The sequence below is a fragment of the Streptomyces olivoverticillatus genome (assembly GCF_014203555.1).
GTDB classification, from domain to species: Bacteria; Actinomycetota; Actinomycetes; order Streptomycetales; family Streptomycetaceae; genus Streptomyces; species Streptomyces olivoverticillatus.
In genome coordinates this window covers 548,232-572,614 of sequence record NZ_JACHJH010000003.1, presented here as the reverse complement: position 1 = coordinate 572,614, position 24,383 = coordinate 548,232, and the positions used below count along the sequence as shown (strand labels likewise).

The 24,383-nt window shown below is 73.0% G+C and carries 18 protein-coding genes and 1 pseudogene; 10 read left to right on the top strand and 9 right to left on the bottom strand.

Annotation, left to right across the window (positions count from 1 at the left end):
• The first annotated feature begins 18 nt into the window (after positions 1-18).
• Entirely contained in the window at positions 19-822 is an 804-nt protein-coding gene (locus tag FHS39_RS13250; RefSeq protein WP_184349518.1) for a DUF3050 domain-containing protein, read from the top strand.
• Positions 823-832: 10 nt separating this feature from the next.
• Positions 833-2,134, top strand: a pseudogene (locus FHS39_RS13245) (aldehyde dehydrogenase family protein); the annotation flags it as partial.
• 64 nt (positions 2,135-2,198) lie between these two features.
• Here the strand turns inward: FHS39_RS13245 and FHS39_RS13240 are convergent.
• Both FHS39_RS13240 and FHS39_RS13235 read right to left on the bottom strand, forming a co-directional pair.
• On the bottom strand, positions 2,199-2,894 hold the full coding sequence (locus tag FHS39_RS13240; RefSeq protein ID WP_425507781.1) for a class I SAM-dependent methyltransferase: 696 nt from the start codon (positions 2,892-2,894) through the stop codon (positions 2,199-2,201).
• Between the two features lie 136 nt (positions 2,895-3,030).
• Positions 3,031-4,275, bottom strand: coding sequence for an ATP-grasp domain-containing protein (locus FHS39_RS13235; protein ID WP_184349515.1), 1,245 nt, complete (start codon positions 4,273-4,275; stop codon positions 3,031-3,033).
• 535 nt (positions 4,276-4,810) lie between these two features.
• Here FHS39_RS13235 and FHS39_RS13230 point away from each other — a divergent pair.
• On the top strand, positions 4,811-5,581 hold the full coding sequence (locus FHS39_RS13230; protein WP_184349514.1) for a phosphatase PAP2 family protein: 771 nt from the start codon (positions 4,811-4,813) through the stop codon (positions 5,579-5,581).
• Positions 5,582-5,731: 150 nt separating this feature from the next.
• Positions 5,732-6,919: an acyl-CoA dehydrogenase family protein gene (locus tag FHS39_RS13225; RefSeq protein ID WP_184349513.1), complete on the top strand. Its 1,188-nt coding sequence runs from the start codon at positions 5,732-5,734 to the stop codon at positions 6,917-6,919.
• 23 nt (positions 6,920-6,942) lie between these two features.
• On the opposite strand, the gene FHS39_RS13220 is transcribed toward FHS39_RS13225, so the two are convergent.
• The gene (locus FHS39_RS13220) at positions 6,943-7,791 is read right to left on the bottom strand and encodes a universal stress protein (protein ID WP_343069551.1); all 849 of its coding nucleotides are present in this window, start codon (positions 7,789-7,791) and stop codon (positions 6,943-6,945) included.
• A gap of 118 nt (positions 7,792-7,909) precedes the next feature.
• Between FHS39_RS13220 and FHS39_RS13215 the strand changes: the two genes are divergently transcribed.
• The 4 genes from FHS39_RS13215 (at position 7,910) to FHS39_RS13200 (ending at position 13,812) form a co-directional block, all read left to right on the top strand.
• Positions 7,910-8,839, top strand: coding sequence for an oxygenase MpaB family protein (locus FHS39_RS13215; protein ID WP_184349511.1), 930 nt, complete (start codon positions 7,910-7,912; stop codon positions 8,837-8,839).
• On the top strand, positions 8,821-11,100 hold the full coding sequence (locus tag FHS39_RS13210; RefSeq protein ID WP_184349510.1) for a serine/threonine-protein kinase: 2,280 nt from the start codon (positions 8,821-8,823) through the stop codon (positions 11,098-11,100). The genes FHS39_RS13215 and FHS39_RS13210 overlap by 19 nt, the downstream gene beginning before the upstream one ends.
• A 66-nt stretch (positions 11,101-11,166) precedes the next feature.
• Positions 11,167-12,273 (top strand): NAD(P)H-dependent flavin oxidoreductase, encoded by a 1,107-nt coding sequence (locus tag FHS39_RS13205; protein ID WP_184349509.1) that lies wholly within the window; start codon positions 11,167-11,169, stop codon positions 12,271-12,273.
• Between the two features lie 15 nt (positions 12,274-12,288).
• Positions 12,289-13,812 carry an acyl-CoA synthetase gene (locus FHS39_RS13200; RefSeq protein ID WP_184349508.1) on the top strand — a complete coding sequence of 508 codons (1,524 nt, stop codon included), beginning with the start codon at positions 12,289-12,291 and terminating at the stop codon, positions 13,810-13,812.
• Between the two features lie 39 nt (positions 13,813-13,851).
• Here the strand turns inward: FHS39_RS13200 and FHS39_RS13195 are convergent, their stop codons facing one another.
• A complete protein-coding gene (locus FHS39_RS13195; protein ID WP_246470173.1) occupies positions 13,852-16,272 on the bottom strand; it encodes a penicillin acylase family protein in 2,421 nt (806 codons plus the stop codon).
• A 211-nt stretch (positions 16,273-16,483) separates the two neighbouring features.
• Here FHS39_RS13195 and FHS39_RS13190 point away from each other — a divergent pair, with 211 nt between their 5' ends.
• Complete coding sequence (locus FHS39_RS13190; protein WP_184349507.1) at positions 16,484-17,116, top strand: alpha-ketoglutarate-dependent dioxygenase AlkB; 633 nt, start codon at positions 16,484-16,486, stop codon at positions 17,114-17,116.
• A gap of 318 nt (positions 17,117-17,434) precedes the next feature.
• On the opposite strand, the gene FHS39_RS13185 is transcribed toward FHS39_RS13190, so the two are convergent.
• From FHS39_RS13185 to FHS39_RS13175, 3 genes are all read right to left on the bottom strand, one after another.
• Positions 17,435-18,283, bottom strand: a complete 849-nt coding sequence (locus tag FHS39_RS13185; RefSeq protein WP_184349506.1) for a COG4705 family protein — start codon at positions 18,281-18,283, stop codon at positions 17,435-17,437.
• 213 nt (positions 18,284-18,496) lie between these two features.
• On the bottom strand, positions 18,497-19,366 hold the full coding sequence (locus tag FHS39_RS13180) for a class II glutamine amidotransferase (protein WP_184349505.1): 870 nt from the start codon (positions 19,364-19,366) through the stop codon (positions 18,497-18,499).
• Positions 19,367-19,498: 132 nt separating this feature from the next.
• A complete protein-coding gene (locus FHS39_RS13175; protein WP_184349504.1) occupies positions 19,499-20,200 on the bottom strand; it encodes a hypothetical protein in 702 nt (233 codons plus the stop codon).
• A 214-nt stretch (positions 20,201-20,414) separates the two neighbouring features.
• On the opposite strand from FHS39_RS13175, the gene FHS39_RS13170 reads away from it, so the two are divergent.
• Positions 20,415-20,984, top strand: coding sequence for a GNAT family N-acetyltransferase (locus FHS39_RS13170; protein ID WP_184349503.1), 570 nt, complete (start codon positions 20,415-20,417; stop codon positions 20,982-20,984).
• Here the strand turns inward: FHS39_RS13170 and paaK are convergent.
• Positions 20,981-22,285 (bottom strand): phenylacetate--CoA ligase PaaK, encoded by a 1,305-nt coding sequence (gene paaK / locus FHS39_RS13165; protein ID WP_184349502.1) that lies wholly within the window; start codon positions 22,283-22,285, stop codon positions 20,981-20,983. The two genes, FHS39_RS13170 and paaK, sit on opposite strands and share 4 nt — an antisense overlap.
• 162 nt (positions 22,286-22,447) lie before the next feature.
• Entirely contained in the window at positions 22,448-24,376 is a 1,929-nt protein-coding gene (locus FHS39_RS13160) for a phosphocholine-specific phospholipase C (protein ID WP_184349501.1), read from the bottom strand.
• Positions 24,377-24,383: the final 7 nt, after the last annotated feature.

Here is a 24,383-nt window from a genome sequence, read left to right as displayed (position 1 = left end):
CCCCAGGAGCAGATGACCATGGCACCGTCCCGGTACCACACCGACGTCACCCACCCGGGCCTGACCGCCCTCAAGGCGCAGATCGAGCCGGTCCGCAACAGCGTCATCGGCCACCCCCTCTACCGCAGCATCACCACCGCCGCGGCCACGCGCGTCTTCATGGAACACCACGTCTTCGCCGTCTGGGACTTCATGTCGCTGCTGACCAACCTGCAACGACAACTCACCTGCGTCGAGGTGCCCTGGGTCCCCGAGGGCCCCGTGGCCAGCCGCCGGCTGATCAACGAGATCACGCTGGTGGAGGAGAGCGACGAATACGGCGACAGCTACATCAGCCACTTCGAGCTCTACCGCGCCGGCATGGCGGACGTCGGCGCGGACACCGCACCCGTCGACGCCTTCATCCAGGCGCTGCGCCAGGGCGTGCCGGTGGCCAAGGCCCTGGACGCCGCGCGCGTCCCCGCGCCGTCCGCCGACTTCGTGAGCGCCACCTGGAGCGTCCTCGAAACGGCACCGGTGCACTGCCAGGCCGCCGTCTTCGCCTTCGGCCGCGAAGACCTGATCCCCGAGATGTTCGAGCAGGTCGTCCGCATCGAGGACCCGAACGGCAGCCTCACCCGCTTCAAGGACTACCTGGCCCGGCACATCGAGGTCGACGCCGACGAGCACACCCCCATGGCCATGCACATGCTCGTCGACCTGTGCCGGGACGACCCGGCCAAGTGGGCGCGGTGCGCCGACGCGGTGCGCGCCGCGCTCCACGCGCGTGCCCGGTTGTGGACGGCCGTCACGGCCGTCATCACGGCGGACGGGAAGCGGTGACGGCAGCGCCATGACACCCGACGCCCACACCGCCCCCGACGCCACGGCCACCCTGCTCACCGACCCGCGCACCGGCCGCTCCAGGGCCGGCTTCCCGGTCTCGGGCCGCGGCCGCGTCGACGCCGCCGTCGCCGCGGCCCGCGCCGCCCAGCCCGCCTGGGCGGCCCTGACCACGGGCGAGCGGTCCCGCCGGATGCTCGCCCTGGCCGCCGCCGTCGAGGACGACGCCGAACAGTACGTACGTGCCGAACAGGCGGGCACCGGCAAACCGGCCGCCGAGGCGCGCGGCGAGATCGAGCAGTGCATCGACCTCATCCGGTTCTACGCCGGCGCCGTCCGCGCCGACCTCGCCCCGGGCGGCGGGCACCGGCTGCCGGGCCGGGAGAGCTGGGTCCGCTGGGAGCCCCTTGGTGTGATCGCGGCCGTCGTGCCGTGGAACTACCCGCTGCTGATGGCCGTGTGGCGCTTCGCACCGGCCCTCGCCGCCGGGAACACCGTGCTGCTCAAGCCCGCCGAGACCACCCCCGACAGCGCGCTGCTCGTCGCGGAGGACGCGCGCGAGACCCTCGGCCCGGACGTCCTCACCACGCTGCCCGGCGACCGCGGCACCGGCCGGCTGCTCGTCGGGCACGAGGCGGTGGACGGCATCGCCTTCACCGGCAGCCGCACCGGCGGCCTCGACGTCGCCGCCCGCGCGGGGCTGCGCCGGGTCAGCCTGGAACTCGGCGGCAACTGCGCGGCCCTGGTGCTGCCGGACGCCCCGGACCACACCTGCGAAACCCTGGTCCGCACCGCCACCTACAACGCGGGCCAGAGCTGCGCGGCCCCGGCCCGCGTGCTGACGCTGCGGGAGAACTACGAGCGGACGGTTGCGCAGCTGGCCGCCGCCATGGCGGCCCGGCGCGCGGGCACGGACTTCGGCCCCCTCAACAGCCTCGACCAGGCCAAGCGCTTCGACGGCATCATCGGCGCCAGCCGCGCCCGCGTCCGGCACGTCGCCGAGGTGGCCGCGGCCGACGGCGAGGAGGACGGCTACTGGCGGCCCGGCATGATCCTCGCCGATCTCCCCGAGGACGACCCGGCGGTGCGGGAGGAAGTCTTCGGCCCGGTCCTGACCGTGCAGGCCGTCGCCGGCCCCGAGGAGCTGGTGCGCGCGGCCAACGGCGTGCCGCACGCGCTGGCCGCCAGCGTGTGGGGCCGGACCACCTCGGAGGTACTGAGGCTGGCCACCGCCCTCGAGGCCGGTGAGGTGTGGGTCAACTGCCATCTGGAGCAGACCGGCGAACTGCCGCACGGCGGGCGCAAACAGTCCGGCACGGGCACGGACCTGAGCGTGCTGGCCCTCGCCGAGTACCAGCGGCCGAAGACCGTTACCGTCAACGTGGAGCAGTAGATCCGCGGTCGGTCCGGGCGCCGTCGAAGCGGGCCAGGACGTACAGTGCGGGACCGGTCGGATCGCCGGGCCGGGCGGCGGTGTTGTCGTACATCCCGAGCACCGTGAACCCTCCGCCGGCCAGCAGGAGTTCCAGCTCCATCGGGAAGAGCAGCCTGAACCGCACGTGGTCCCGGTGCGGAGGCCGGCCCGCGATGTGCCACACGCGCTCGCGGGTCAGCAGCTGGGTGCGGTGTTCGAGGGTGTAGGTGGCCTCGGCGGTGGCCGTGAAGCCGGGCGTGTCGATCGTGAAGTGCCGCTGCAGGCCGTGGCCCTCGGGGCCGGCGATGGCGTTGGGCACGTGCAGGAAGAGCAGCGTGCCCGGTGCGGAGTGCGCCGCGAAGGTCGCCACGACCCGGGCCAGGTCCTCGTTGGCGTGGATGTTGGAGATCGCCCAGCCCAGGCAGGTGACGGCGTCGAAGGTCCGGCCGAGCCGGACCGTGCGCATGTCGCCGACGCGGAAGTCGTGCCCGGGCCGCTGCAGGCGGGCGAAGGAGACCATGGCGTCCTGGTAGTCGACGCCGACGCAGTCCATGCCGGCCCCGGTGAAGTACTCCACGTGCCGGCCGGTCCCGCAGCCGAAGTCGAGCAGCGTGCGCACCCCGGCCCGGCTGTGCTCGGCGAAGAGCCGCTCGGCCATGGCGGGGATCTCTTTCTCGGATGTCGGGTACACGGCCTCGTACAGCGCCGGGTCGTCGTACAGCAGGTTGCTCAGTGAAGGGTCCATGTCCGCCTTTCGTCCCGGTGGTGCGCCGCGCGGCATGCGCGCCGTCTCGTCAGCCGACGTCGAAGACGACCCCCGACGCGAGGCCGGTCACCAGCGCGTCGATGTCGTCGGGGGAATCGCCGCCCGCCACGAAGACGGCCGAGCGGGTGTACGAGTCCTTGGCCGCGCCGATGGTGTCGCCGGGCGCCACCTGGAGGTGTGCGGCGATCACGGCGGGGTGCCGGCTGAGCTCGTCCCAGCCGCGCACGGCGCGCAGCCGGCCGGGCGGGGCGACGAGGAACTCGGCGCGGGCGGCGCCGACGGCGCCCGGCAGCGGGCCGGCGTCCAGGCCCAGCAGGTCGTCGACGAGGGTGCCGTAGAGCTCCAGCCCCGGGCGGGTGTGCTCGACGAGGGCGTGGATGTAGTCCCCGCCGCCACGGTCGTGGAGCTCGCCCAGGACGATGCCGGCCGCGGTCACCCAGAACTCCACGTGGAAGACGCCGTGCCGTACGCCGGCCGCGGTCAGCGCCCCGGCGACGGCCTCGCCCGCAGCCGTGGCCGTGGCCGGGTCCAGGCCGGCCGGCACCCGCTGGCTGACCTCCACGAAGCCGTGCGCCATGCCCTTGCGGGTCAGCGCCAGGACGCGGGGCACGCCGCCGGTCACGACGCCCTCGGCGGAGTACTCCTCGCCCTCGACGTAGGTCTCGACGAGGAAGTAGGGGGAGGGCGGCAGCGAGCCCATGGCCGCCGGGGGCGCGGTGAACTTCGCCAGCGCCCCGGCCAGTTGCTCCGGACGGTCGACCCGGGAGACGCCGATGCTGGCGAGGCCGTCGCGCGGCTTGACGATCCAGGGGCCCGGCCCGGTCCCGTCCATGAACCGCTCGGCGTCCCCGGCGTCCTTGCACAGTCCGGTCAGCGGCTGCGCGAATCCGGCCTCGCGCAGCCGCTGCCGGCACAGGTCCTTGTTGCGGATGAGGGTGACGGCCTCGGGGGTGTTGCCCCGCAGGCCGAGCTCCTCGCAGACCACCGCCGTGGGCAGCACGGACAGCTCGCGGATGGTGAGCACGGCGTCCACCCGCGGCCGGGTGCGGGCGGCCCAGGCGCGGCAGGCGGCGGGGTCGTGCACGTCCAGCTCCACCACGTCGTCGACGAGGGAATGCTGCTCCTCCGGGGCCGCCCGCAGATTCTCCGGGGTGTCGGCGCCCAGCAGCCGCGCCCCGCGCCGCCGGGCCTGCCGGCTCAGCCGCCGGATCTGGTCGCGGCCCCACGGGGTCATCGCGGTGCTGCCCATCACCAGGAGCGTCACATCCGACATGCCACCCCACTCCCTTCCCCGCTGCACGGGCTTCGGACAGGGCACCTAGGGCGTGTCCGGTGGGTCGGCACAGGCCCCGCAGCGTCTGGTACGGCACCTCGCTGCGTTGTCGCACGACCCGAGTACGCCCAGTACGCGGGTCATGCTCCGTCTTGCGATGCTCCCCCAGCTACCGCTGGGAGGTGCCCCCAGCGCCAGACGCCGCGGGACCCGCACTGACCCACCGGACACGCCCAAGAGCACCGCCCAGAGTATGGCGGCCGGACGCACCGTCCACCACACCCCCTCGTGTGGCCGGAAGACCACCTGTGGGGCGTACGCAAATGGAGTGACCTCTGTCACGACCGGGACCCTGACGGGCTCTCTCGGCAAGGGCCCCGTCCGCGCTCCGGGCGGGCGTCCCCGAGGCGGGCGGTGCGGCGCGTGTAGTTTTGCCGTACAGCCGTGCTGGTGACTACTACCCGCGGCATGTACTCGTCATCCAGACCGCGGGCACGCGTGCCGCCGCCATACCGATACGAAGGACGCCCCACCCATGCCCTACGTGCGCCACTGGTTGCGCAACTCCATCCTGCTGTTCGCGGCGGCGATCGTGCTCGGGCTGGTCGCCGCGCACACCCAGCTGATCCAGCCGCACGACCTCGACCTGGACCGCACGATCCAGACCAACACCCGCACCGGCTGGCTGAACACCGTCATGAAGCTGGTCAGCTACTGTGCGTCGCCGGTCGCCGGAGTGCTGATCCTCGCGGTGTGGAGCGGCTGGCTGCTGTTCGTGCGGCGCCGTCCGCTGCGGGCGCTGTCCACCTTCCTCGTGGTGGCGATCGGCTGGAACAGCACGCAGATCGCCAAGGCCATCGTCGCCCGGCACCGGCCGCCGACGCAGTTCTCGCTGGACCCGGAGATCGGCTCCAACAGCTTCCCCAGCGGCCACACCGCCTTCACCGTGGCCGCGGCGGTCGCCGCGTACTTCCTCTTCCGCGAGACGCGCCACCGGCGCACCGTGGCGGTCTGCGGCGTCCTCGCGGTCCTGCTGGTGGCGTTCTCCCGGATGTACATCGGCGCCCACTACCCGACCGACACCTTCGGTTCGGTGCTGATCGCCACGTCCGCGATCCTCTTCGTCACCGGCGTCTGGCACGCCTGGCTGCTGCCGCGGCTGGAGCGCCTGACGCTGCTGGAGCGCTTCGGCCTGGCCGAGGAGCGGGCCGAGCTGGAGGCGGCCCGTTACGGCCACGCCACCTCCGTGCCCGGCCCGGCCCGGCCGGGCTCCGGCGGCCGGCACCGCAGGCACGCGGGCCGCTGACGGCCCCCACGCGGCAAGCGGCGGGCGCGGATCACTTCGGTGATCCGCGCCCGCTCTTCCGTTCCCGGACGGCCGTCCGCCTTCCGAATCACTGGAACACGTTCTACCGTGTGCGCCGTCAGCGCGGGGACGGCGAGGCTGGGAGGGACCGTGGATCTCCAATACACCCCGGGGCAGCAGCGGTTACGGGCCGAACTGCGCGAGTACTTCGCGGCCCTGGTGCCCGACGGCGCCTACGAGCGGCACGCCGACCCCGCCGAGCGCAAGAGCTTCTACCGGCGCACCATCCGCCGCCTGGGGGCGGACGGCCGTCTGGGAGTGGGCTGGCCCGAGGAGTACGGGGGCAGCGGCCTGACCCCGATGGAGCAGTTCATCTTCTTCGACGAGGCCGCCCAGGCCGGGGTGCCGCTGCCCCTGATGGCGCTCAACACCGTGGGCCCCACCCTGATGCAGTTCGGTACCGACGAGCAGAAGAGCCACTTCCTGCCCCGGATCCTCTCCGGCGAGATCGACTTCGCCATCGGCTACAGCGAGCCCGGCGCCGGCACGGACCTCGCCTCCCTGACGACCCGGGCCGTCCGCGAGGGCGACGGCTACCTCGTCAACGGACAGAAGATCTGGACCACCAACGGCGACACGGCCGACTGGGTCTGGCTCGCCGTGCGCACCGCCCCCGCGGAAGAGGGGGTCCCGCCCCACAAGGGCATCAGCATCCTGCTGGTCCCCACCAGCGACCCTGGCTACTCCTGCACCCTCATCAACACCCTCGCCTCGCACGACACCACCGCGAGCCACTACGACAACATCCGCGTCCCGCTCTCCCGCCGCGTGGGGGAGGAGAACCAGGGGTGGCGGCTGATCACCACCCAGCTCAACCATGAGCGCGTCACCCTCGCCGCCCACGGCACCACCGCGATCAGGGCCTTGCGCGACGTCCAGCGCTGGGCCGCCGCCACCAAGCTCGCCGACGGCCGGCGCGTGATCGACCTCGGCTGGGTACGCGGCCGGCTGGCCCGGACCCACGTCCGGCTGGAGGCCATGAAGCTGCTCAACTGGCGCATGGTCGACGCCCTCCAGCGCTCCACGCTCACCCCCCAGGACGCCTCGGCCGTCAAGGTCTACGGGTCCGAGGCCCGCCGCGACGCCCACGCCTGGCTGATGGAGGTCCTCGCCGCGGCCGGCCCGCTCAAGGAGGGCTCCGCGGGCGCCGCCCTCCACGGCGAACTCGAACGCGGCTACCGCAGCGCCGTCATCTTCACCTTCGGCGGCGGCAACAACGAGATCCAGCGCGAGATCATCTCCTGGATCGGCCTGGGGATGCCGAGGGTGCGCCGGTGAGGCCAGGCCGCGGGCGCCGCGCCTCAGGAGTGCGGCACCACGGTGACGGGGCAGGCCGCGCGGTGCAGTGCCGTGTGGCAGACCCGGCCCAGCTGCAGGCCCCGGTGCCCGTGCCGGCCGCCCGCGCCGAGCACCAGGAGGCCGGCATCGGCCGACGGCCACTGCAGCACCCGGTGCGGAGGTCCTTCGAGGACCGTGCGCCGGACGGTGACCTGCGGATACTCGCTCTGCACCGCGCCGAGCACCTCGTCGAGGACGGCTCTGGCCTGTTCCTCGAAGGCGCGGGCGGTGTCGTCCAGGACGCTCAGCGGACCCACGACCTGCTGGGGAGCGCGCCAGGCCCGCACCGCCTGGACCTCGCAGCCGCGGGCCGCGGCCTCGCGCAGGGCGAAGCGGACGGCGGCGATCCCCTCGCCGCCTTCGCCGACCCCGACGACCACCGGCCAGGACGCGCCCCACACGTTGCGCTCGTCTCCCCGGACCACCGTGACCGGGCAGTGGGACCGGCCCGCCACGGCCAGCACGACCGACCCCAGCAGCAGCTCCTTGACCGCCCCCCGCCCCGAGGCGCCGGTCACCAGCGCCGCCGCCTGCCGCGACTGGTCCACCAGGGCGGAGACGGCGTCGTCGGGCACCGCCACGCCGTGCACCTCCAGGTCCGGGCAGCGCTGCCGGGCGCGCTGCTCGGCGGTGGCGAGGACCTGCCCGGGGACGAGCTCGTCCGGCCCTTCGTAGCGTTCCCACCGCGACGCGTGGACGATGCGCAAGGGCAGCCGGAAGCGGACCGCCTGCCGAGCCGCCCATTCCACGGCCGCAAGGCTGCCCTCGGACCCGTCGGCACCCACCACCACAGGAAGATCCACCGTCGTCACCGCCTCTCCGTCTCTCCTTCCACGATCCCCCCTGACGGCCACGGCCAAGGGGAAGAAGACCCTTGTGGCCGATGGGCCGGCGGCGACGCCGGGACCCGCGCCGACCTCGGGAGGTGACATGCCGCAAGCCGACCCCGGGCTCTTCGGGCCCGCATCGGTCACCTGGCAGCTGCACGGCGATCCGATGATGTGGATCGCGGGCGTCCGCGCCCTGTGGCTCCAGGCCCTGCACCCGCGCGCCGTCCGCGGCGTCATCCAGAACTCCGACTTCCGCCGGGATGCCTGGGGCCGCCTGCTGCGGACCGCGAATTTCGTGGGCACCACCACCTACGGCACCACCGAGGCGGCCGAGCGCGCGGGGGCCGCCGTGCGCGGCATCCACCGCCGGCTGACCGCCACCGATCCGGAGACCGGCGAGCGCTACGGCGTCGACGACCCCGAACTGCTGCTGTGGGTGCACTGCGCCGAGATCGGCTCGTACCTGCACGTGCTGCGCCGCTCGGGGGTGCCGCTCACCGATGCGCAGGCCGACGCCTATGTGGCCGAACACCGCACGTCCGCGCGGCTCGTCGGGCTCGGCCCCGACACCGCCCCCGCGAGCACCGTGCAGCTGGCCGCGTACTTCGACCGGATGCGGTCCGCCCTGGCCCTCACCCCGGAGGCCCGCGAGATCGACGCCTTCCTGCGCCGCCCGCCCGTGCCCACCCCCGCCCTCGCCCCGGCGCGCGAGCTGATCTGGGGGCGTGTGGCTTCCCTCGCGTACGCCGCACTGCCCCCGTACGCCCACGCGATGTACGGGCGGCCCGCCCCGCCCCCGGCCACCGTTACCCGGAACCTGCGCATCACCGGCACCATGCTGCGCGGCATTCCCTCGACCATACGCTGGCAACTCCCGCCCAAACACATCCTGCGCGCGGTCTCCCGGCTGGGCCCCGGCAGCCGTCCCTCGGCCTACAAGCTGCGCAGACAGGCGGCCATACTTGAGGGGCCGGGGGAGGCACAGCGAATCGACGGGGGCGGCGGCACGGCATGGCGGACACCAGGCTGATCCAGGGCCGGTACGAGCTGCTCGACCTGATCGGGCGGGGCGGTATGGGCGAGGTGTGGCGCGCCCGCGACGAGTCGCTGGGCCGCCATGTGGCCGTCAAGTGCCTCAAGCCGATGGGCCGTCAGCACGATCCGTCGTACCTGCGGGTGCTGCGCGAGCGGTTCCGGCGCGAGGCCCGGGTGGCCGCCTCGCTCCAGCACCGCGGCATCACCGTCGTCCACGACTTCGGGGAGAGCGACGGCGTGCTCTTCCTCGTCATGGAGCTGCTCGACGGCCGCAACCTCAGCCAGCTGCTGGAGGACAACAAGCAGCACCCGCTGCCCGTCCCGGAGGTCATCGAGATCGCCGAGCAGGTCGGCGCCGCCCTCGCCTACACCCACCGGCAGGACGTGGTGCACCGCGACCTCAAGCCCGCCAACATCGTGCGGCTGACCGACGGCACGGTGAAGATCTGCGACTTCGGCATCGCCCGTCTGGGCCACGACATCGGCTTCTCCGCCCGGCTCACCGGCACCGGCATCGCGATGGGCACCCCGCACTACATGTCGCCCGAGCAGATCGGCGCAGCGGGCGTCGACCACCGCAGCGACCTGTACTCGCTGGGCTGTGTGCTCTACGAGATCGCCACGGGCGCCCCGCCCTTCGACATGGACGACGCCTGGGCCGTCCTCGTCGGCCACCGCGACACCCCGCCCCGGCCGCCACGCGAGATGCGGCCCGAACTCCCCGAGTACTTCGAGCGCGTCGTCCTCGACCTGCTCGCCAAGGACCCCGCGGACCGGCCGGAGGACGCCGCCGACCTCGTGCGCCGCATCGCCGGACTGCCCTCGCGGCGCACCGGGCCGGCCGAGCGCCGCACCCTGCCCGAAGGCCGCCCCCGGCCGTACGTACGCACCTCCGTCCGACTCACCGAACCGCCCCGGCTGCCGGGCTGGGCCCGCAACATGTCCACCGGCTCCAAGGCCGCGGGCACCGGCCCGCTGCACCCGCCCCCCGACCCGTCGGCGGCCCTGACGGGCACCTGGACGGGCCCCTGGACCGGCCAGTGGGACAAGGGCCGCTCCACCGCCCCCCACACCGCGGGCACCGAACGCCCGCCTCCCGCCGGGCTCCTGGCCGAGCTGGCCGGGCGGCACAGCGAAGGGCTGCGGCTGGCCCGCCTGGAGCGGTGGACCGAGGCCGGCGAGGTGCTCGGCGCCGTCGTCGCCGAGCGCGAGCAGGCGCTCGGCCCCGACCACCCCGACACCCTGGCCAGCCGCCACGAGTACGGCTTCGCCCTCGGCAGGCTGGGCCGCCCCGCGGACGCCCTGCGCGAGTTCGCCCGCACGGCGGCCGGCCGGGAGCGGCTGCTGGGTCCCGACCACCCGGAGACGCTCGCCGCCCGCCAGGAGACCGCCTACGTCCTGGGGCAGCTCGGCCGCCACTTCGAGGCCCACCAGGTCTACTCCGCGGTGCTCGCCGTCCGCGAGCGCGTGATGGGCCCCGACGACCCCGACACCCTGCGCTGCCGGCACAACCTCGCCTTCAGCCTCAGCAGGCTGGGGCGCCTGGAGGACTCGTACCGCATGGCGTGCGAGGTGGCGGCGGCCCGCACCCGGGTGCTGGGCACCGACCACCCCGACACGCTCGTCAGCCGCTACGAGGTCGGCTACGCCCTCGGCCAGCTGGGCCGCTGGACCGAGGCGCTGCGCACGTACCGCGAGGTGGCGGCCGCCCGCGCCCGGGTGCTCGGCCCGGACGACCCCGACACCCTGGCCGCCCGCTACGAGGCCGGGATCTGCCTGGGTCGCCTGGGGCACAGCGCAGAGGCGCTGACGCTCTACCGCGCTCTCGTCGACGACCGTACGCGCGCCCAGGGTGCGGCCCACCCCGACACCTTGCGCGCCCGGCACGGCCTGGGCGTCAACCTGGGCCGCCTGGGCCGCTGGGAGGAGGCGCTGGCCGAGGCGCGCGACGTGTGCGCGATCAGGACCCGGGTGCTGGGCGCCGACCACCCCGACACGCTGGTCAGCCGCCGCGAGGTGGCGGTCGGGCTCGGCTGGCTGGGCCGGTGGGCCGATGCCCTGGCCGTCTACCGCGACGTCGCGCAGGCCCGGCAGCGGGTGCTGGGCGCCGACCACCCCGACGCGCTCGCCAGCCGCAACGACGAAGCGCACTGCCTGGAGCAGCTCGGCCGGGCCGCCGAGGCCGTCGAGCTGTACCGGCAGGTCGCGGCGTTGCGCCAGACCCGCTCGACGCGCGGGCACCCCCGGCCCATCTGACGCCTCGTCAGAAAATCCCGGTTCCACGGGTTCCCTCGTCCGGCCCGCTGCGGCATCCTGCCGCCCATGCGGACCGAGCTGAGCAGACGGCTGGGGATCGAGCACGCCCTCTTCGGATTCAGCCCCTTCCCGGCGGTCGCCGCCGCCGTCACCCGCGCCGGCGGACTGGGCGTGCTGGGCGCGGTGCGCTACCGCGCGCCCGCCGAACTCGCCGCCGACCTCGACTGGATGCAGGCCCACACCGGCGGGCTGCCCTGGGGCCTGGACGTCGTCATGCCCGCCACCCGGGTCGAGGGCGTCACCGAGGCCGATGTCGAGGCGATGATCCCGGCGACGCACCGCCGGTTCGTCCACGACACGCTCGCCGAGCACGGCGTGCCCGAACTCGCCGCGGGCGAGGCCGGTGGCTGGCGCATCACCGGATGGCTGGACGAGGTGGCCCGCAGCCAGCTCGACGTCGCCTTCGACTACCCCTTCGCGCTGCTCGCCAACGCCCTCGGCTCGCCGCCCGCCGACGTCATCGGCCGTGCCCACGCCCACGGCGCGCTCGTCGCCGCGCTCGCCGGGAGCGCCCGGCACGCGGTCCGCCACGCCGAGGCCGGCGTCGACATCGTCGTCGCCCAGGGGTACGAAGCGGGCGGGCACACCGGGGAGATCGCCACCATGGTGCTCACCCCCGAGGTCGTCCGGGCCGTCGGCCCGCTGCCCGTACTGGCCGCGGGCGGCATCGGCAGCGGCGAACAGATCGCCGCCGGGCTCGCCCTCGGCGCGCAGGGCGTCTGGCTCGGCTCGGTCTGGCTCACCACCACCGAGGCCGGGCCGCTGTCGCCCGCCCTGACCGCCAAGCTGCTCGCCGCCGGTTCCGGCGACACCGTCCGCTCGCGCGCCCTCACCGGCAAGCCCGCCCGCCAGCTGCGCACCGCGTGGACCGACGCCTGGGACGATCCCGCCGGACCCGGCCCGCTGCCCATGCCGCTGCAGGGGCTGCTGGTCGCCGATGCGCTCTCGCGCATCCAGAAGTACGAGGTCACCCCGCTGCTGGGCACACCGGTCGGCCAGATCGTCGGCCGGATGGACTCCGTGCGCGGCGTCCAAGAGGTCTTCGACGAGCTGACGGCGGGCTTCGAGCGGGCGGCCGACCGCATCGCACGCATCGCCGGACGAGACGGCTGACATCCAGGAGGCGCCATGACCGAGATCCCCAACGGCTTCTGGGCACAGGCGGCCGCCGACCCGGGGCGGCGGGTGCTCGTCACGCCCGGGGGCCGGGGCTGGAGCGCCGGCCGGCTGCACGCCGCGGCCAACCGGCTCGTCCACGGACTGCGCGCCGCGGGGCTGCGCCCGGGCGACGCCTTCGCGGTGGTGCTGCCCAACGGCGCCGAGTTCCTCACCGCCCATCTCGCCGCCACCCAGGCCGGGTTCTACCTCGTCCCCGTCAACCACCACCTCGTCGCAGCCGAGATCGCCTGGATCGTCGCCGACTCCGGCGCCCAGGTGCTCATCGCGCACGAACGCTGGGCCGACACGGCCATCGCAGCCGCCGACGAGGCCGGGCTGCCGGACGAGCGCCGCTACGCCGTCGGCGCCATCCCGGGCTTCCGCCCCTACGCCGCGCTGCTCGGCGGACACCCGGACGGCCCGCCGGAGGACCGGACGCTCGGCTGGGTCATGAACTACACCTCCGGCACCACCGGCCGCCCCCGCGGCGTCCGCCGCCCCCTGCCCGGGAAACCGCCCGAGGAGACCCACCTCGGCGGCTTCCTCGGCATCTTCGGCATCAAGCCCTTCGACGGCCATACCCACCTGGTCTGTTCGCCGCTCTACCACACGGCCGTGCTCCAGTTCGCCGCCGCGTCCCTGCACCTGGGGCACCGGCTGGTGGTGATGGACGGATGGTCGCCCGAGGAAATGCTGCGCCTCGTCGAGACCTACGGCTGCACCCACACCCACATGGTCCCCACGCAGTTCCACCGCCTGCTCGCGCTGCCCGAGGACGTACGGGCCGCCTACGACGTCTCCTCCCTGCGCCACGCCATCCACGGCGCCGCCCCCTGCCCGGACCACATCAAACGAGCCATGATCGACTGGTGGGGGAGGTGCGTCGAGGAGTACTACGCCGCCAGCGAAGGAGGCGGTACGTTCGCCACCGCCGAGGAGTGGCTGAAGAAGCCCGGTACGGTCGGCAAGGCCTGGCCCATCAGCGAGATCGCCGTCCTCGACGACGACGGAAAGCCCCTGCCCGCGGGCCGGCTCGGCACGGTCTACCTGCGGATGGACACCGGCGGTTTCTCCTACCACAAGGACGAGGACAAGACCCGCGAGAGCCGCGTCGGCGACTTCTTCACCGTCGGCGACCTCGGCTTCCTGGACGAGGACGGCTACCTCTTCCTGCGCGACCGCAAGATCGACCTGATCATCTCCGGCGGCGTCAACATCTACCCCGCCGAGATCGAAGCGGTGCTCCTGTCCCACCCCGCCGTCGCCGACGCCGCCGTCATCGGCGTGCCACACGAGGACTGGGGCGAGGAGGTCAAGGCCGTCGTGGAACCGGCCGGGGGCCGGGAGGCGGGCGAGGAGCTCGCGGCCGAGCTGCTCGCCCACTGTGCCCGGCACCTGGCCGGCTACAAACGGCCCAGGTCGCTGGAGTTCATCGCCGAGATGCCCCGCGACCCCAACGGCAAGCTCTACAAACGGCACTTGCGGATGAACTGACCAGAGGGGCGCACGGCGCAGCCCGCGCGCCCCGCCGGCTCAGTGTTCGCTCACCCGCACCACCTTCAGCTCCGGGGAGGCGAGGATGTCCTTCTCGCAGAACCGGGCCGTGACCGTCCGCCCGGCCGAGAACAGCTCCGTCTGGTCGCTGAAGTGCGGCGACTTGGGGTTGGAGGACTGCGAGTAGGTCAGCAGTGTCCGGGCGACGGGGCAGGGGCCGCCGTCGAAGCCGACCGCCTGGATGTAGCTGGACCCCATGCCCACGTCCGCGTAGCCGCCGTGTGCCGCATCCCAGGGGGCCTCGACCTTGTTCCAGATGCCCAGCGCCTCCGTGCCGCCCGGAACCGGCAGCCGTTTGCCGTTGCGCACCACGAACTGGTGCTCGCCCAGCGGTGCGTCGAGCGCGATGCCCGCCGACCGCAGCTCCGTGACCGCATCGGCCAGGGCGCGCCCGAACCCGGCGGCCGAGGTGTTGAGCGTGCGGGGCGTGGTCACCGGCGAGGCCGCCGAGAACGGCACCCGCCACAGCTGCCCCTCGGGGATGTACGCGGAATCGTCCAGCTTCCGCCAGAAGCGGTCGAAGAGCAGCGCGCCCTTGCTGTCGGTGCGCACCGTACGGTCCCAGTGCGCCAGCACGCCGCACGCCGCCGACACGTCGACGCTCTTGCCGTCACTGTCCTTCGCCCTGCCCCCGGGCAGCGCCGCACATCCCTTGGCCGCGTCGGCTGCCGCCAGGTCGCCCGCGGGCGCCCGGTCCGCGAACTGCTGCCGCTGGAGGTCCTCGACGGTCAGCCGGCCGCGCCGGGCCATCGCGGCCACGTCCTCGATCGCGCCGCGGGTGCGCAGCGAACGGGCCGTGCCGGTGTTCCCGAAGATGCGCGCGTGGCCGGTCAGCGGGCGGTCGGCGTTGGCCAGCCAGGCGCTGTCGTTGGAGTTCTCGGCGTACGGGGCGTCCACGAGGGTGGGCATCGCGGAGGGCCCGAAGATGCCGGGCTGCACGGCGTCGGCGTCCTTGCCGGGCGCGCAGGCGCCGCGCGAGCCGTCCAGCACGGCGAGCCCGGCGGCGGGGTAGGTCTGCCGTCCCAGCGGCGTGGAGCAGCTGCGGGCCAGCTCGTCGGTGACGCGCGGCAGCACCTGCGACTGCGTGAAGAGGCTGTGCCCGTCGGCGTCCGCGGCGATGGTGTTCACCCACGGCAGCCCCTGGGTGCGTCGCAGGGCGTCCTGGATGCCCTTGACGCTGCGGGCCTTGCCCAGTGCCAGCGAGGCGTCGGAGAAGCGCAGGCTGGAGGCGTTGGGGTCGGACAGCGCGTAGAGCGAGCGGGCCGTCCACGGCAGGGGCAGGGAGCCGAGCGAGGTCACCACGGGGCCGTAGCGCGTCCACCACTGGCTGCGCGTGACGCTGGAGACACGGCCGTCCTTGCCCCGTACGGGCACGGTCACGGCGCGCTCGGTCATCCGCTCGGGCCTGCCGTCCACGAGGTAGGCGTGCGGGTTGCCCGGGGCGGCCTTGAGCTCGAAGAGACTGACCGGCACCCCGGTGGCGACGGTGTGGCTCCAGGCGATGCGGTCGTTGTGGCCGATCGAGATGAGGGTGGTGCCGAGCAGCGAGCCCCCCGAGACGTTCAGCTCGCCGGGGATGGTGGCCTGCGACTGCCAGAAGCGGCGGCCGCCCTGCCAGGGGTAGTGCGGGTTGCCGAGCAGGAGCCCGCGTCCGTTCGCGGTGGTGGAGCCCGCGAAGGCCACCGCATTGGAACCCATGTCGGAGTTCGCCTGCGAAAACGTTTCGCGGGCGGCCTGTGCCGGGTCGACGCCGGCGGCGGACTGTGGAGCCGGACCCTGGGGCGTGGGGCGGGCGCCGGTGATGCTGTCGACCGCGCGGCCCTGCCCGCCGAGCACGGTGATGGCGTACCCGTGCCGCGCCACCTCCACGGGGGTGACCGGCCGCACCCAGGCGGCGCCGCGGCAGGCGGGGTCGGTGATGCGGTTCTGCCGCAGCCAGGCGTTGTACCCGGCCGCCCAGCCGCGCATCAGCTCCTTGGACTGGCGGCTGGGACCCGCCGGAGCGGGCTGTTCGAGGAGCTTGTCGACGGTCTTCGCGTCCTGGATGCCGCGGAAGAAGAGGTCGCTCGTGAGATTGGTGGCAGCCGACGAGAGCGAACGGTCGGGAGCGGCGTCGGCCCCGAAGTACCGCGAGCGCTCTCCGCGCAGGGTGACGAACCCGTCGGCCAGAGTGCACACCTGGTCGGCGGCCTGGGCCCAGCCTTCGCCGAAGCCGAGGTCGGCGTAGTCCTTGCCGAAGATGTGCGGAATCCCGTACTCGGTGTAGCGGATGACGGCCGAGAGACCGCCCTCGGAGGGCCGGGCGGCGTGATCGGCCGCCGCGGCGGGAAGCGTGCTCGCGCCGGTCAGCAGCGCGAGGCCGCCGACGGCCAGTGCGCGTAAGCGGTGACGTCTGGGCAACGTGTCCTCCAAAAGGCATGCGAGAGACAGCAGTTGACGTTGATGACGCCTGCAGTCTGCAAGAAGGTTCAGTGGCCGGACGCCCTCGTCGTACCCGGCCGCCGAAGCCGACGCTACGGCCCTCCCCGACACCGGGCGGCCTGGATGGGCCATCGGGGTGCCGCGCGGCTTCATTCGTTCATATGTTCTATAAGTGGCGTACGCTGGCCGCATGGCAGTACAGCTTCAGGGTTCGCTCTTCGACGTGGCGGACGACGTGGGCCTGCGGCGCCCACTGGCCGAGGCCCGTCGGACGATGCTCACGCACGGCGCCTGGATCGACGTCCTGCCCGGCTGGCTGGGCGGCGCCGACCTCCTCTTCGAGGCCTTGGCGGAGACGGTGCCGTGGCGCGCTGAGCGCCGGCACATGTACGCCAACGTGGTGGCGGTCCCACGGCTCCTCGCCCACTACGGGGAGGCCGACGCACCCCCGCACCCCGTACTGGCGGCCGCCCGGGACGCGCTGAGTGCGCACTACGCCGAGGAGCTCGGCGAGCCGTTCCGCACCCTCGGCCTCTGCCTCTACCGCGACGGCCGCGACAGCGTCGCCTGGCACGGCGACCGCATCGGCCGCGGCGCCGAGGAGAACACGATGGTCGCGATCCTCTCCCTCGGCGAGCCGCGCCCCCTGCTGCTCAGGCCGCGCGGCGGTGGCGCCCCGCGCGTGCGGCAGCCGTTGGGGCACGGGGACCTGATCGTCATGGGCGGCACCTGCCAGCGCACATGGGACCACGCGATCCCCAAGACGGCACGGCCCGTCGGCCCCCGGATCAGCATCCAGTTCCGCCCTCGCGGGGTGAGCTGAGTACCTACCTTGACCTGCGGAAACAGCGGCAGGCGTCACTCAACGGCAACGCCTGCGCCCCTGCGTCACCGCATTTCCGACATACCTCTTGACTCTGGACAAATAAGGAGGAGACTCGTCATTACACCAGCCAACCGGTGAGAGCCGCACCGTCGGTGGAGACGTCCATCGGCCCGAGTGACCCCCATCTCGGCAACTGGCTAGGCCCCCGGAGGAGCACGTATCGAGACCGGAACGTCAGCGACGACTGAGGTTCAAGGATCGGTGGGGAGGCTCTCCGGGGGCTGTACTGTGTTCGCCTTCGGCCGTCTTCGTCCGCTAGCCGACGGCGCCGGCGGCCGTCCGCTGCTCCGCCGGGGTGTCCTTGCGGCTGACCGCCAGGTAGCTGACGAGGGCGATGATCGGTACCAGGAGCGCCAGGGTGACCGGCCCCGTACCCCAGCCGACGCCGCCGCGCCCGGCGGGCACGCCCATCCAGTCGGCGAAGGATGCCCCGAGCGGGCGGGTGAGGATGTAGGCGGACCAGAAGGCGGCCACCGGGCTCAGCCAGGCGAAGCGGCCGGACAGCGCGGGCGCGGCGATGGCGACGGCGAAGAGGATGCCGGACGAGAGGTATCCCAGGTGCAGGGTGCCGGCCGTGAGGTCGCCGATCGCGGTGCCGAGCGCGAAGGTGGTGAGCACCGTCGTCCAGTAGAAGGTCTCGCGGCGGCGGGTGCGGATGCTGTGGATCGACAGCGTCTTCTCGCTGACGTACCAGGCCGTCAGGACGCCGGCCAGAGCGGCGCAGAACATCACGGTCGAGACGGTGTACGGGACTCCGGCCACGACGTGGAAGACGTCGGCGGCCATGGTGCCGAACACGCTGACCATGACGATCGCCGACCAGTAGATCCACGGCCGGTAGCGGTCCGCGCGGAACTGCATCGTCAGCAGGGTCGCTATGCCCACGAGCCCCACGGCCCCGGCCGGTATCGGGCCGAGCGTGCGGCCCAGGTAGTCCGAAGCGGTCTCGCCCATGCCGGTGGTGAGCACCTTGACGATCCAGAACAGGGCCGCGACCTCCGGGACCTTGCTCCACCCCGCCCCGGATCGGCCGTGGCGGGCATGCTCCGGGCCCGATGCCGCTCGTGCCCACTCGGTCGTCGCCCCGCCGCCTGGCTGTGTCATGGTCGCCCCGCTCCTCCCGGCGCCGTTGCGCCGTAACTGCCCGATATACGCCGTCAGGACATGGTTCGGCCACCCCGGTTCCGTCGAAGCGGGGGTGATCGGCCGGTCAATGTCTACGGCACTGTAGACGATGAAAATAGGTGCGGGAGGCGGTGTGGTCGGGTGACGGCCGCACGGTGCCGTGGGGACGGCAAGGACCGCGGGCTGCCGCGCTCAGGCGGGCTGTTGGGAAGCCGCCGCTTCGGGGCGCAGGTCGTCGAGGGTGAGCCGGTGCGCCGGCTCGTCGGGGAGGGCGGTCCGGCGGGTGATGCCGAGGTCCGGCCCGACGTGGAGAAGCTCGCCCGGCGCCATCGATTCCCAGTGGGGATTGTCGTCCATGGCCTCGCTGGCGACGACGACGGCGGGTACGTCGGTGAGGTCGGGGGAGTGGACGCGCATACGGCCGGCGGTGCCGCTGTGGTCCAGGTGCCGGGTGCCGTGATGACCGCCGGCCGCGCGCCGCAGCACATACAGCTCGTGTGTCTCGGGATAGCGCAGAGCCCACAACTCGTCCCGGGTGGTGAGGACGAGATTGAGGGAGTAGACCGGTAGATTGCGCGCGATCCACTGCGCGGCGTGCTCGATCCCGGCGGTGATGTCACCGCCGTGCGCTCTGGTCTCACGGGTGACGAGGGCGAAGAACCGCTCGGAGTCGGTGTCCCCTTCGACCGAGGCCCTGTCCGGGCCCAGCCGCGCTTCGAGCCGGTCGAGGCCTTCGATGACGCCGTTGTGGGCGAAGAGCCCCCCGTCCTGCTCGAAGGGATGGGTGTTGCGAGCCTTGAGGCCGCCCGTGGAGGCGAAGCGGATGTGGGCGAGGAAGGTGGCGGACTCCACCTGCCTGGCCTCTTCGGCGAACGACCGGTCGTCGTAGGCGGCGATGGGCGCCTTGTGCACGTGCGGGGTGCCGTCGGGGTCGAAGTACCCGAGCCCCGTCCCGTCGGGGTCGCGGTGGCTTTGACGGCTGAGGCTGTCGGGGGCGTCCAGCAGCCAGAAGGTGGCGCGCGTACGCTGCGGCGCACTGCTCAGGCCGAACAACCGGCACATGGTCTGGTGTCCCTTCCGCCGATGCCGACGATCCCGGGCCGGCCGGCCCGGAAACGGGGTGCTGCTCGCCAGTGTGGACGGGTGCCGTGAGAAATCCAGTGCGCCGGGCGGGCGTTCGCGCGCCTGCCGCTGCTACGCCGCCGCGTCCCCGCTCAGCAAGTGCTGCGGCACCGACCGGAAGGACCAGTCCCCGTGCCGGCGGGTGAACACCCACACCAGGTCGAAGCGGTTGGGCCAGGACGTGGGCACCCCCGGCGCGCGCTCGGCGCCGAGTGCCTTGACGATGTCCGGGATCCGGGAGTGCTCCCAGCTGATCAGCACGGTCCGGTGCGCCGCCAGGGCGGCCGCGGCCAGCTTGTCCTCCTGGCCTTCGGCTATGGAGGTGTCCACCTCCAGCTTCAGTTGCTTCGCCAGCGGGGTGACGGTCTGCCGCATGCGGTGCGCGCCCGCGTGGGGGCCCTGGTCGGCGGCGGCGAAGATGACGGCGGGGCGCGGCAGAACGCCGGCGGCGGGCTCGCCCGACGCGGGCGGGAAGAGCCGCGGCAGGGCGTTCGCCCGGTCCCACCCTCGTTGAGTCAGCGACTTCTTGTCCCGTTTGCCGCTCTCGTCCATGCCGGGGTGATCGCCGTCGGGCTTCTCCCCATGCCTGATGATCACGATGGTGGCGTCCGCGGCGGGGCCGGAGGGCGACGGTGAGGCGGCCTGCGCCCGCTTGTCGTGGTGCCCGCCGCACCCGGCCAGCAGCAGCGGGGCGGCCGCGGCCAGCCCGGCCAGCACGCCGCGGCGGCCGATTCGCCCGGCGCCCGGGCCCGACGGGGAGTGCACACCAGTCATGGGATGGAACCGTCCTCTCCTGTACGGCCGTACGGACTTCTGCCCTCGGCCCCAGAGGGAGGGTGTCACCACCCCCGGGCCAAGACGCAACGGGGTCCGGGCGCGCCGTGGAACGACCCGGTGCCCCACCACCCTGGACTGACCGTCGGCCGGCTCCGGTTCGGCAAGGAAAAATGCCGTGGCCCGGTCCGCAGGGCGCCTATAAGGTCGCCCGATGCTGCGCATTACCGAACCCCTGTCCACCGAGCGCCTGCTGCTGCGTCCCTTCACCTCCGAGGACGTCGAGGACGTCTGGGCCTACCAGCGCCGGCCCGTGGTGGCCCGCTATATGCGGTGGGAACCACGCGACCGCCGGCAGTCCCAGGAGGCCGTCGACCAGATGGCCGGCGAGGTCCAACTGGCCGAGGAGGGCGACTGCCTCAGCCTGGCGGTGGTCTCGCCGGACCACGGCAAGGTCATCGGCCAGGTGGAGCTGGTGTGGCTCGGCGAGGAAGACCGCCAGGGGGAGATCGGCTGCGTCTTCAACCCCGATTACCAGGGCAAGGGTCTGGCGACGGAGGCCGCCTCGGCGGCTCTGCGGCTCGGTTTCGACGAGCTGGGCCTGCACCGGATCATCGGGCGCTGTCATGCCGGGAACAGTGCTTCGGCCCGGCTCATGGAGCGGATGGGTATGCGTCGCGAGGCGCACTTCATCGACACGGGGATCTTCAAGGGCGCCTGGCGCGAGGACTACGTCTACGCGATGCTGCGGCACGAGTGGCGGGCGCGTCGCGCCGGCGCCTAGCCCCGTTCGTCGACGATGCGGCGGATCTTGCCCACCGACCGTTCCAGGGAGTACGGGTCCACGACGTCGACCGTCACCGAGATGCCTATGCCGTCCTTCACTTGCCGGGCGATGGCTTCGGCGGCCGCGGTGCGCTGCTGCGGTGCCGCTTCCGGGCGGGCCTCCGCGCGCACCGTGAGGCGGTCCAGCCGGCCCTCGCGGGTGAGGCGCAGCTGGAAGTGGGGTGCCACGCCGGGCGTGCGGAGCAGGATTTCCTCGATCTGGGAGGGAAAGACGTTCACCCCGCGCACGATGACCATGTCGTCACAGCGGCCGGTGATCCTCTCCATCCGCCGGAAGACCCGCGCGGTGCCCGGCAGCAGCCGGGTCAGGTCGCGGGTGCGGTAACGGACGACGGGCATCGCCTCCTTGGTGAGGGAGGTGAACACCAGCTCGCCGTGGCTGCCTTCCGGCAAGACCTCGCCGGTGACCGGGTCGACGATTTCCGGGTAGAAGTGGTCTTCCCAGATGTGCGGGCCGTCCTTCGTCTCGATGCACTCCTGGGCGACGCCGGGGCCCATGACCTCCGACAGGCCGTAGATGTCCACCGCGTCGATCGCGAAGCGCTCCTCGATCTCGCGGCGCATGCCCTCGCCCCACGGCTCGGCGCCGAAGATGCCGACGCGCAGGGAGGTGGAGCGGGGGTCGACGCCCTGGCGCTCGAACTCGTCGAGCAGGGTGAGCATGTAGGAGGGCGTGACCATGATGATCTGCGGGCGGAAGTCCTGGATGAGGCGGACCTGCCGTGCGGTCATGCCGCCGGATGCGGGGATCACCGTACAGCCCAGGCGCTCGGCGCCGTAGTGGACGCCCAGGCCGCCGGTGAACAGGCCGTAGCCATAGGCCACATGGACCATGTCGCCCGGGCGGCCGCCCGCCGCTCTGATGGAGCGGGCCACGACATCGGCCCACACGTCGAGATCGCCGTCGGTGTAGCCGACGACGGTCGGCGTGCCCGTGGTGCCGCTGGAGGCGTGGATGCGCCGCACCCGGGAGCGGTCCACGGCGAACATCCCGAAGGGGTAGTGGTCGCGCAGGTCCGCCTTGGTGGTGAAGGGGAACCGGGCGAGGTCGCCGAGGGTCCGGCAGTCCTCGGGCCGCAGCCCGGCGGCATCGAAGGACTGCCGGTAGAAGGGGACATGGTCGTAGGCGTGCTGCAACGTCGCGCGCAGACGCCGCAGCTGCAGGGCCGTCAGCTCCTCGCGCGACAGCCGCTCTCCCGCGTCCAGGGCCTCGCCCCGCGACTCCCGGGTGCCGGTCATGGCATGCCTCCGCCCCGTATCCATCGCCCGACCGATCATTCGGTCGTTTCGCTCGGGATCAAACAAACCAGCAGGGCGGGGCGGCCGTCAAGACACCCGAACGAGTGACCATCGTCCGCGCGTACTCCTCCGCGGCACGGGCCGGTACGGGTCGGCCGGCCGTCAGGCGTACGTACGGCCCGCGAAGCGGCGCTCGAAGCCGTCGCCCACGTCGGCCGTGACGCTGACGTCGTAGGAGCCGTCCGGCCCGGCGGTGAGCGTCAGACGGGCGCTGTCGCCTGCCGCGACGGTGGTGGTCTCTCCGCCGTCGGAGACGGTGAACACCACCGGGGCGCCGCCCGCGTTGGTCAGCGTCAGGCGCAGCGTGCCCGGCGCGGCGGGGTCGGGGGAGAGGGCCGCCTCCGGATGGCCCTTGGCGGCGTCCTTCCAGGTGCGGACGTCCCCCTTGAAGCCGCGCAGATAGCCGTCGGGCCCGTGCAGGTCGATGTCGTACTTGCCGCCGCCGTAGGTCAGGGCGCTGAAGTAGTCGCTGGCACTGCCGCCGGCCGGCACGGTGTAGTGCCACGCCCCGTACGCCCGGTAGTTGACCGTATAGGCGGTGAAACCGGCGCCCAGCGTCCCGGTGTTGACCACCTTGAACCACACGCGGTTGGTGGCGGTGTCCGTCCATGAGGTGGTGTCGAAGCCGTAGCCCGTGCCGCGGGAGGGGCGGGTGCCCGGCTCCTGGACGGGGCGGGGCGCGGAGGCCGGCGGGGTGGCGTCGGGCAGCCCGTCCTGCCGGTCGCAGGCGGCGACGAGGGCCGCGGTGTCGGGCAGCGCGGGGAAGGAGACGTTCTTCGAGTCGAAGTCGAAGGCGCTCATGAGGTCGCCGCAGACCGTGCGCCGCCAGGCGGAGATGTTCGGCTCCTTCACGCCCGTCCAGTTCTCCAGGAACCGCAGGGGAGAGGTGTGGTCGAGCACCTCGGAGTGGACGTGGCCGCCCCGGCTCCACGGGGAGACCACGGTCATGGGCACGCGCGGGCCGAGCCCGATCGGGGCGCCGCCGACGAACTCGTCCGGGGTGCCGGCGGGCGGCACGGGCGGGGCCACGTGGTCGAAGAAGCCGTCGTTCTCGTCGAAGTTGAGGAAGACGACCGTCTTCGCCCACACCTCCGGGTGCGCGGCCAGTGCCTCCAGCACGTACTTGGCCGTGAAGTCCGCGCCGTACGCGGGCGGGTAGGCGGGGTGCTCGGACTGCTTCTCGGGTGCGACGACCCAGCTGACCGCGGGAAGCGTCCCGGCCGCCACATCTTGGGCGAAGGCGTCGGCCGAGCGGCGCTGCAGGCCGTTGACGTAGAGGGAGGAGTCGGGCTTCGCGCTCTGGAACTGCTTGAACCAGGCCAGCGGATTGTCGTCGTAATTGTCCTGCTGCTGGTACACCCGCCAGGAGACGCCCGCCGCCTCCAGCCGCTCGGCGTAGGTGGTCCAGCCGTAGCCCTTCTCGGAGTTGTCCGTGACGGGACCGCCCTGCTTGCCGCCCGGGTCGATCGTGCCGGTCCACTGGTAGAGCCGGTTGGGGTTGGTCGGGCCCTGCACGGAACAGAAGTACTGGTCGCACACGGTGAACGCCTCGGCCAGCGCAAACTGGAAGGGGATGTCGGCCCGTGTGTAGTAGCCCATGGTCCAGGCGGACTTGGCCGGTATCCAGTTGTTGTATCTGCCGCCGTTCCAGGCGCTGTGCGTGCCGGACCAGCCGTGGTCGAGGTCGCGGACGCGCTGGGCGTCGGTGGTGGCCGGGTCCAGGTGCCAGGGCATCAGGACACCACCGCCCAGCGGGCCCAGTCTGGTCTGACGCAGGACGTCCGAGCCGCCCGGGAAGCGCAGCAGGGAACGGTCGGCGAAGCCGCGTACGCCCTTGAGCGTGCCGAAGTAGTGGTCGAAGGACCGGTTCTCCTGCATGAAGATCACGACGTGTGCGACGTCGTCCAGGGTGCCGCCGCCACCGGTGGCGGCCATGGCCTGCTGGAGGGAGGAGGGCAGTGCGCCGAGGGCCGCGGCGGCACTGCCGCCGGCGGCCGCGCCGAGGAATCCACGACGGGACAAGGGGGTCAAGGCGTCT

Coding starts and splice junctions, on each gene's coding strand:
- FHS39_RS13250 (WP_184349518.1), top strand. CDS start 19: ATGGCACCGTCCCGGTACCACACCGACGTCACCCACCCGGGCCTGACC.
- FHS39_RS13240 (WP_425507781.1), bottom strand. CDS start 2,894: ATGGCCGAGCGGCTCTTCGCCGAGCACAGCCGGGCCGGGGTGCGCACG.
- FHS39_RS13235 (WP_184349515.1), bottom strand. CDS start 4,275: ATGTCGGATGTGACGCTCCTGGTGATGGGCAGCACCGCGATGACCCCG.
- FHS39_RS13230 (WP_184349514.1), top strand. CDS start 4,811: ATGCCCTACGTGCGCCACTGGTTGCGCAACTCCATCCTGCTGTTCGCG.
- FHS39_RS13215 (WP_184349511.1), top strand. CDS start 7,910: ATGCCGCAAGCCGACCCCGGGCTCTTCGGGCCCGCATCGGTCACCTGG.
- FHS39_RS13210 (WP_184349510.1), top strand. CDS start 8,821: ATGGCGGACACCAGGCTGATCCAGGGCCGGTACGAGCTGCTCGACCTG.
- FHS39_RS13205 (WP_184349509.1), top strand. CDS start 11,167: ATGCGGACCGAGCTGAGCAGACGGCTGGGGATCGAGCACGCCCTCTTC.
- FHS39_RS13200 (WP_184349508.1), top strand. CDS start 12,289: ATGACCGAGATCCCCAACGGCTTCTGGGCACAGGCGGCCGCCGACCCG.
- FHS39_RS13190 (WP_184349507.1), top strand. CDS start 16,484: ATGGCAGTACAGCTTCAGGGTTCGCTCTTCGACGTGGCGGACGACGTG.
- FHS39_RS13185 (WP_184349506.1), bottom strand. CDS start 18,283: ATGACACAGCCAGGCGGCGGGGCGACGACCGAGTGGGCACGAGCGGCA.
- FHS39_RS13180 (WP_184349505.1), bottom strand. CDS start 19,366: ATGTGCCGGTTGTTCGGCCTGAGCAGTGCGCCGCAGCGTACGCGCGCC.
- FHS39_RS13175 (WP_184349504.1), bottom strand. CDS start 20,200: ATGACTGGTGTGCACTCCCCGTCGGGCCCGGGCGCCGGGCGAATCGGC.
- FHS39_RS13170 (WP_184349503.1), top strand. CDS start 20,415: ATGCTGCGCATTACCGAACCCCTGTCCACCGAGCGCCTGCTGCTGCGT.
- paaK (WP_184349502.1), bottom strand. CDS start 22,285: ATGACCGGCACCCGGGAGTCGCGGGGCGAGGCCCTGGACGCGGGAGAG.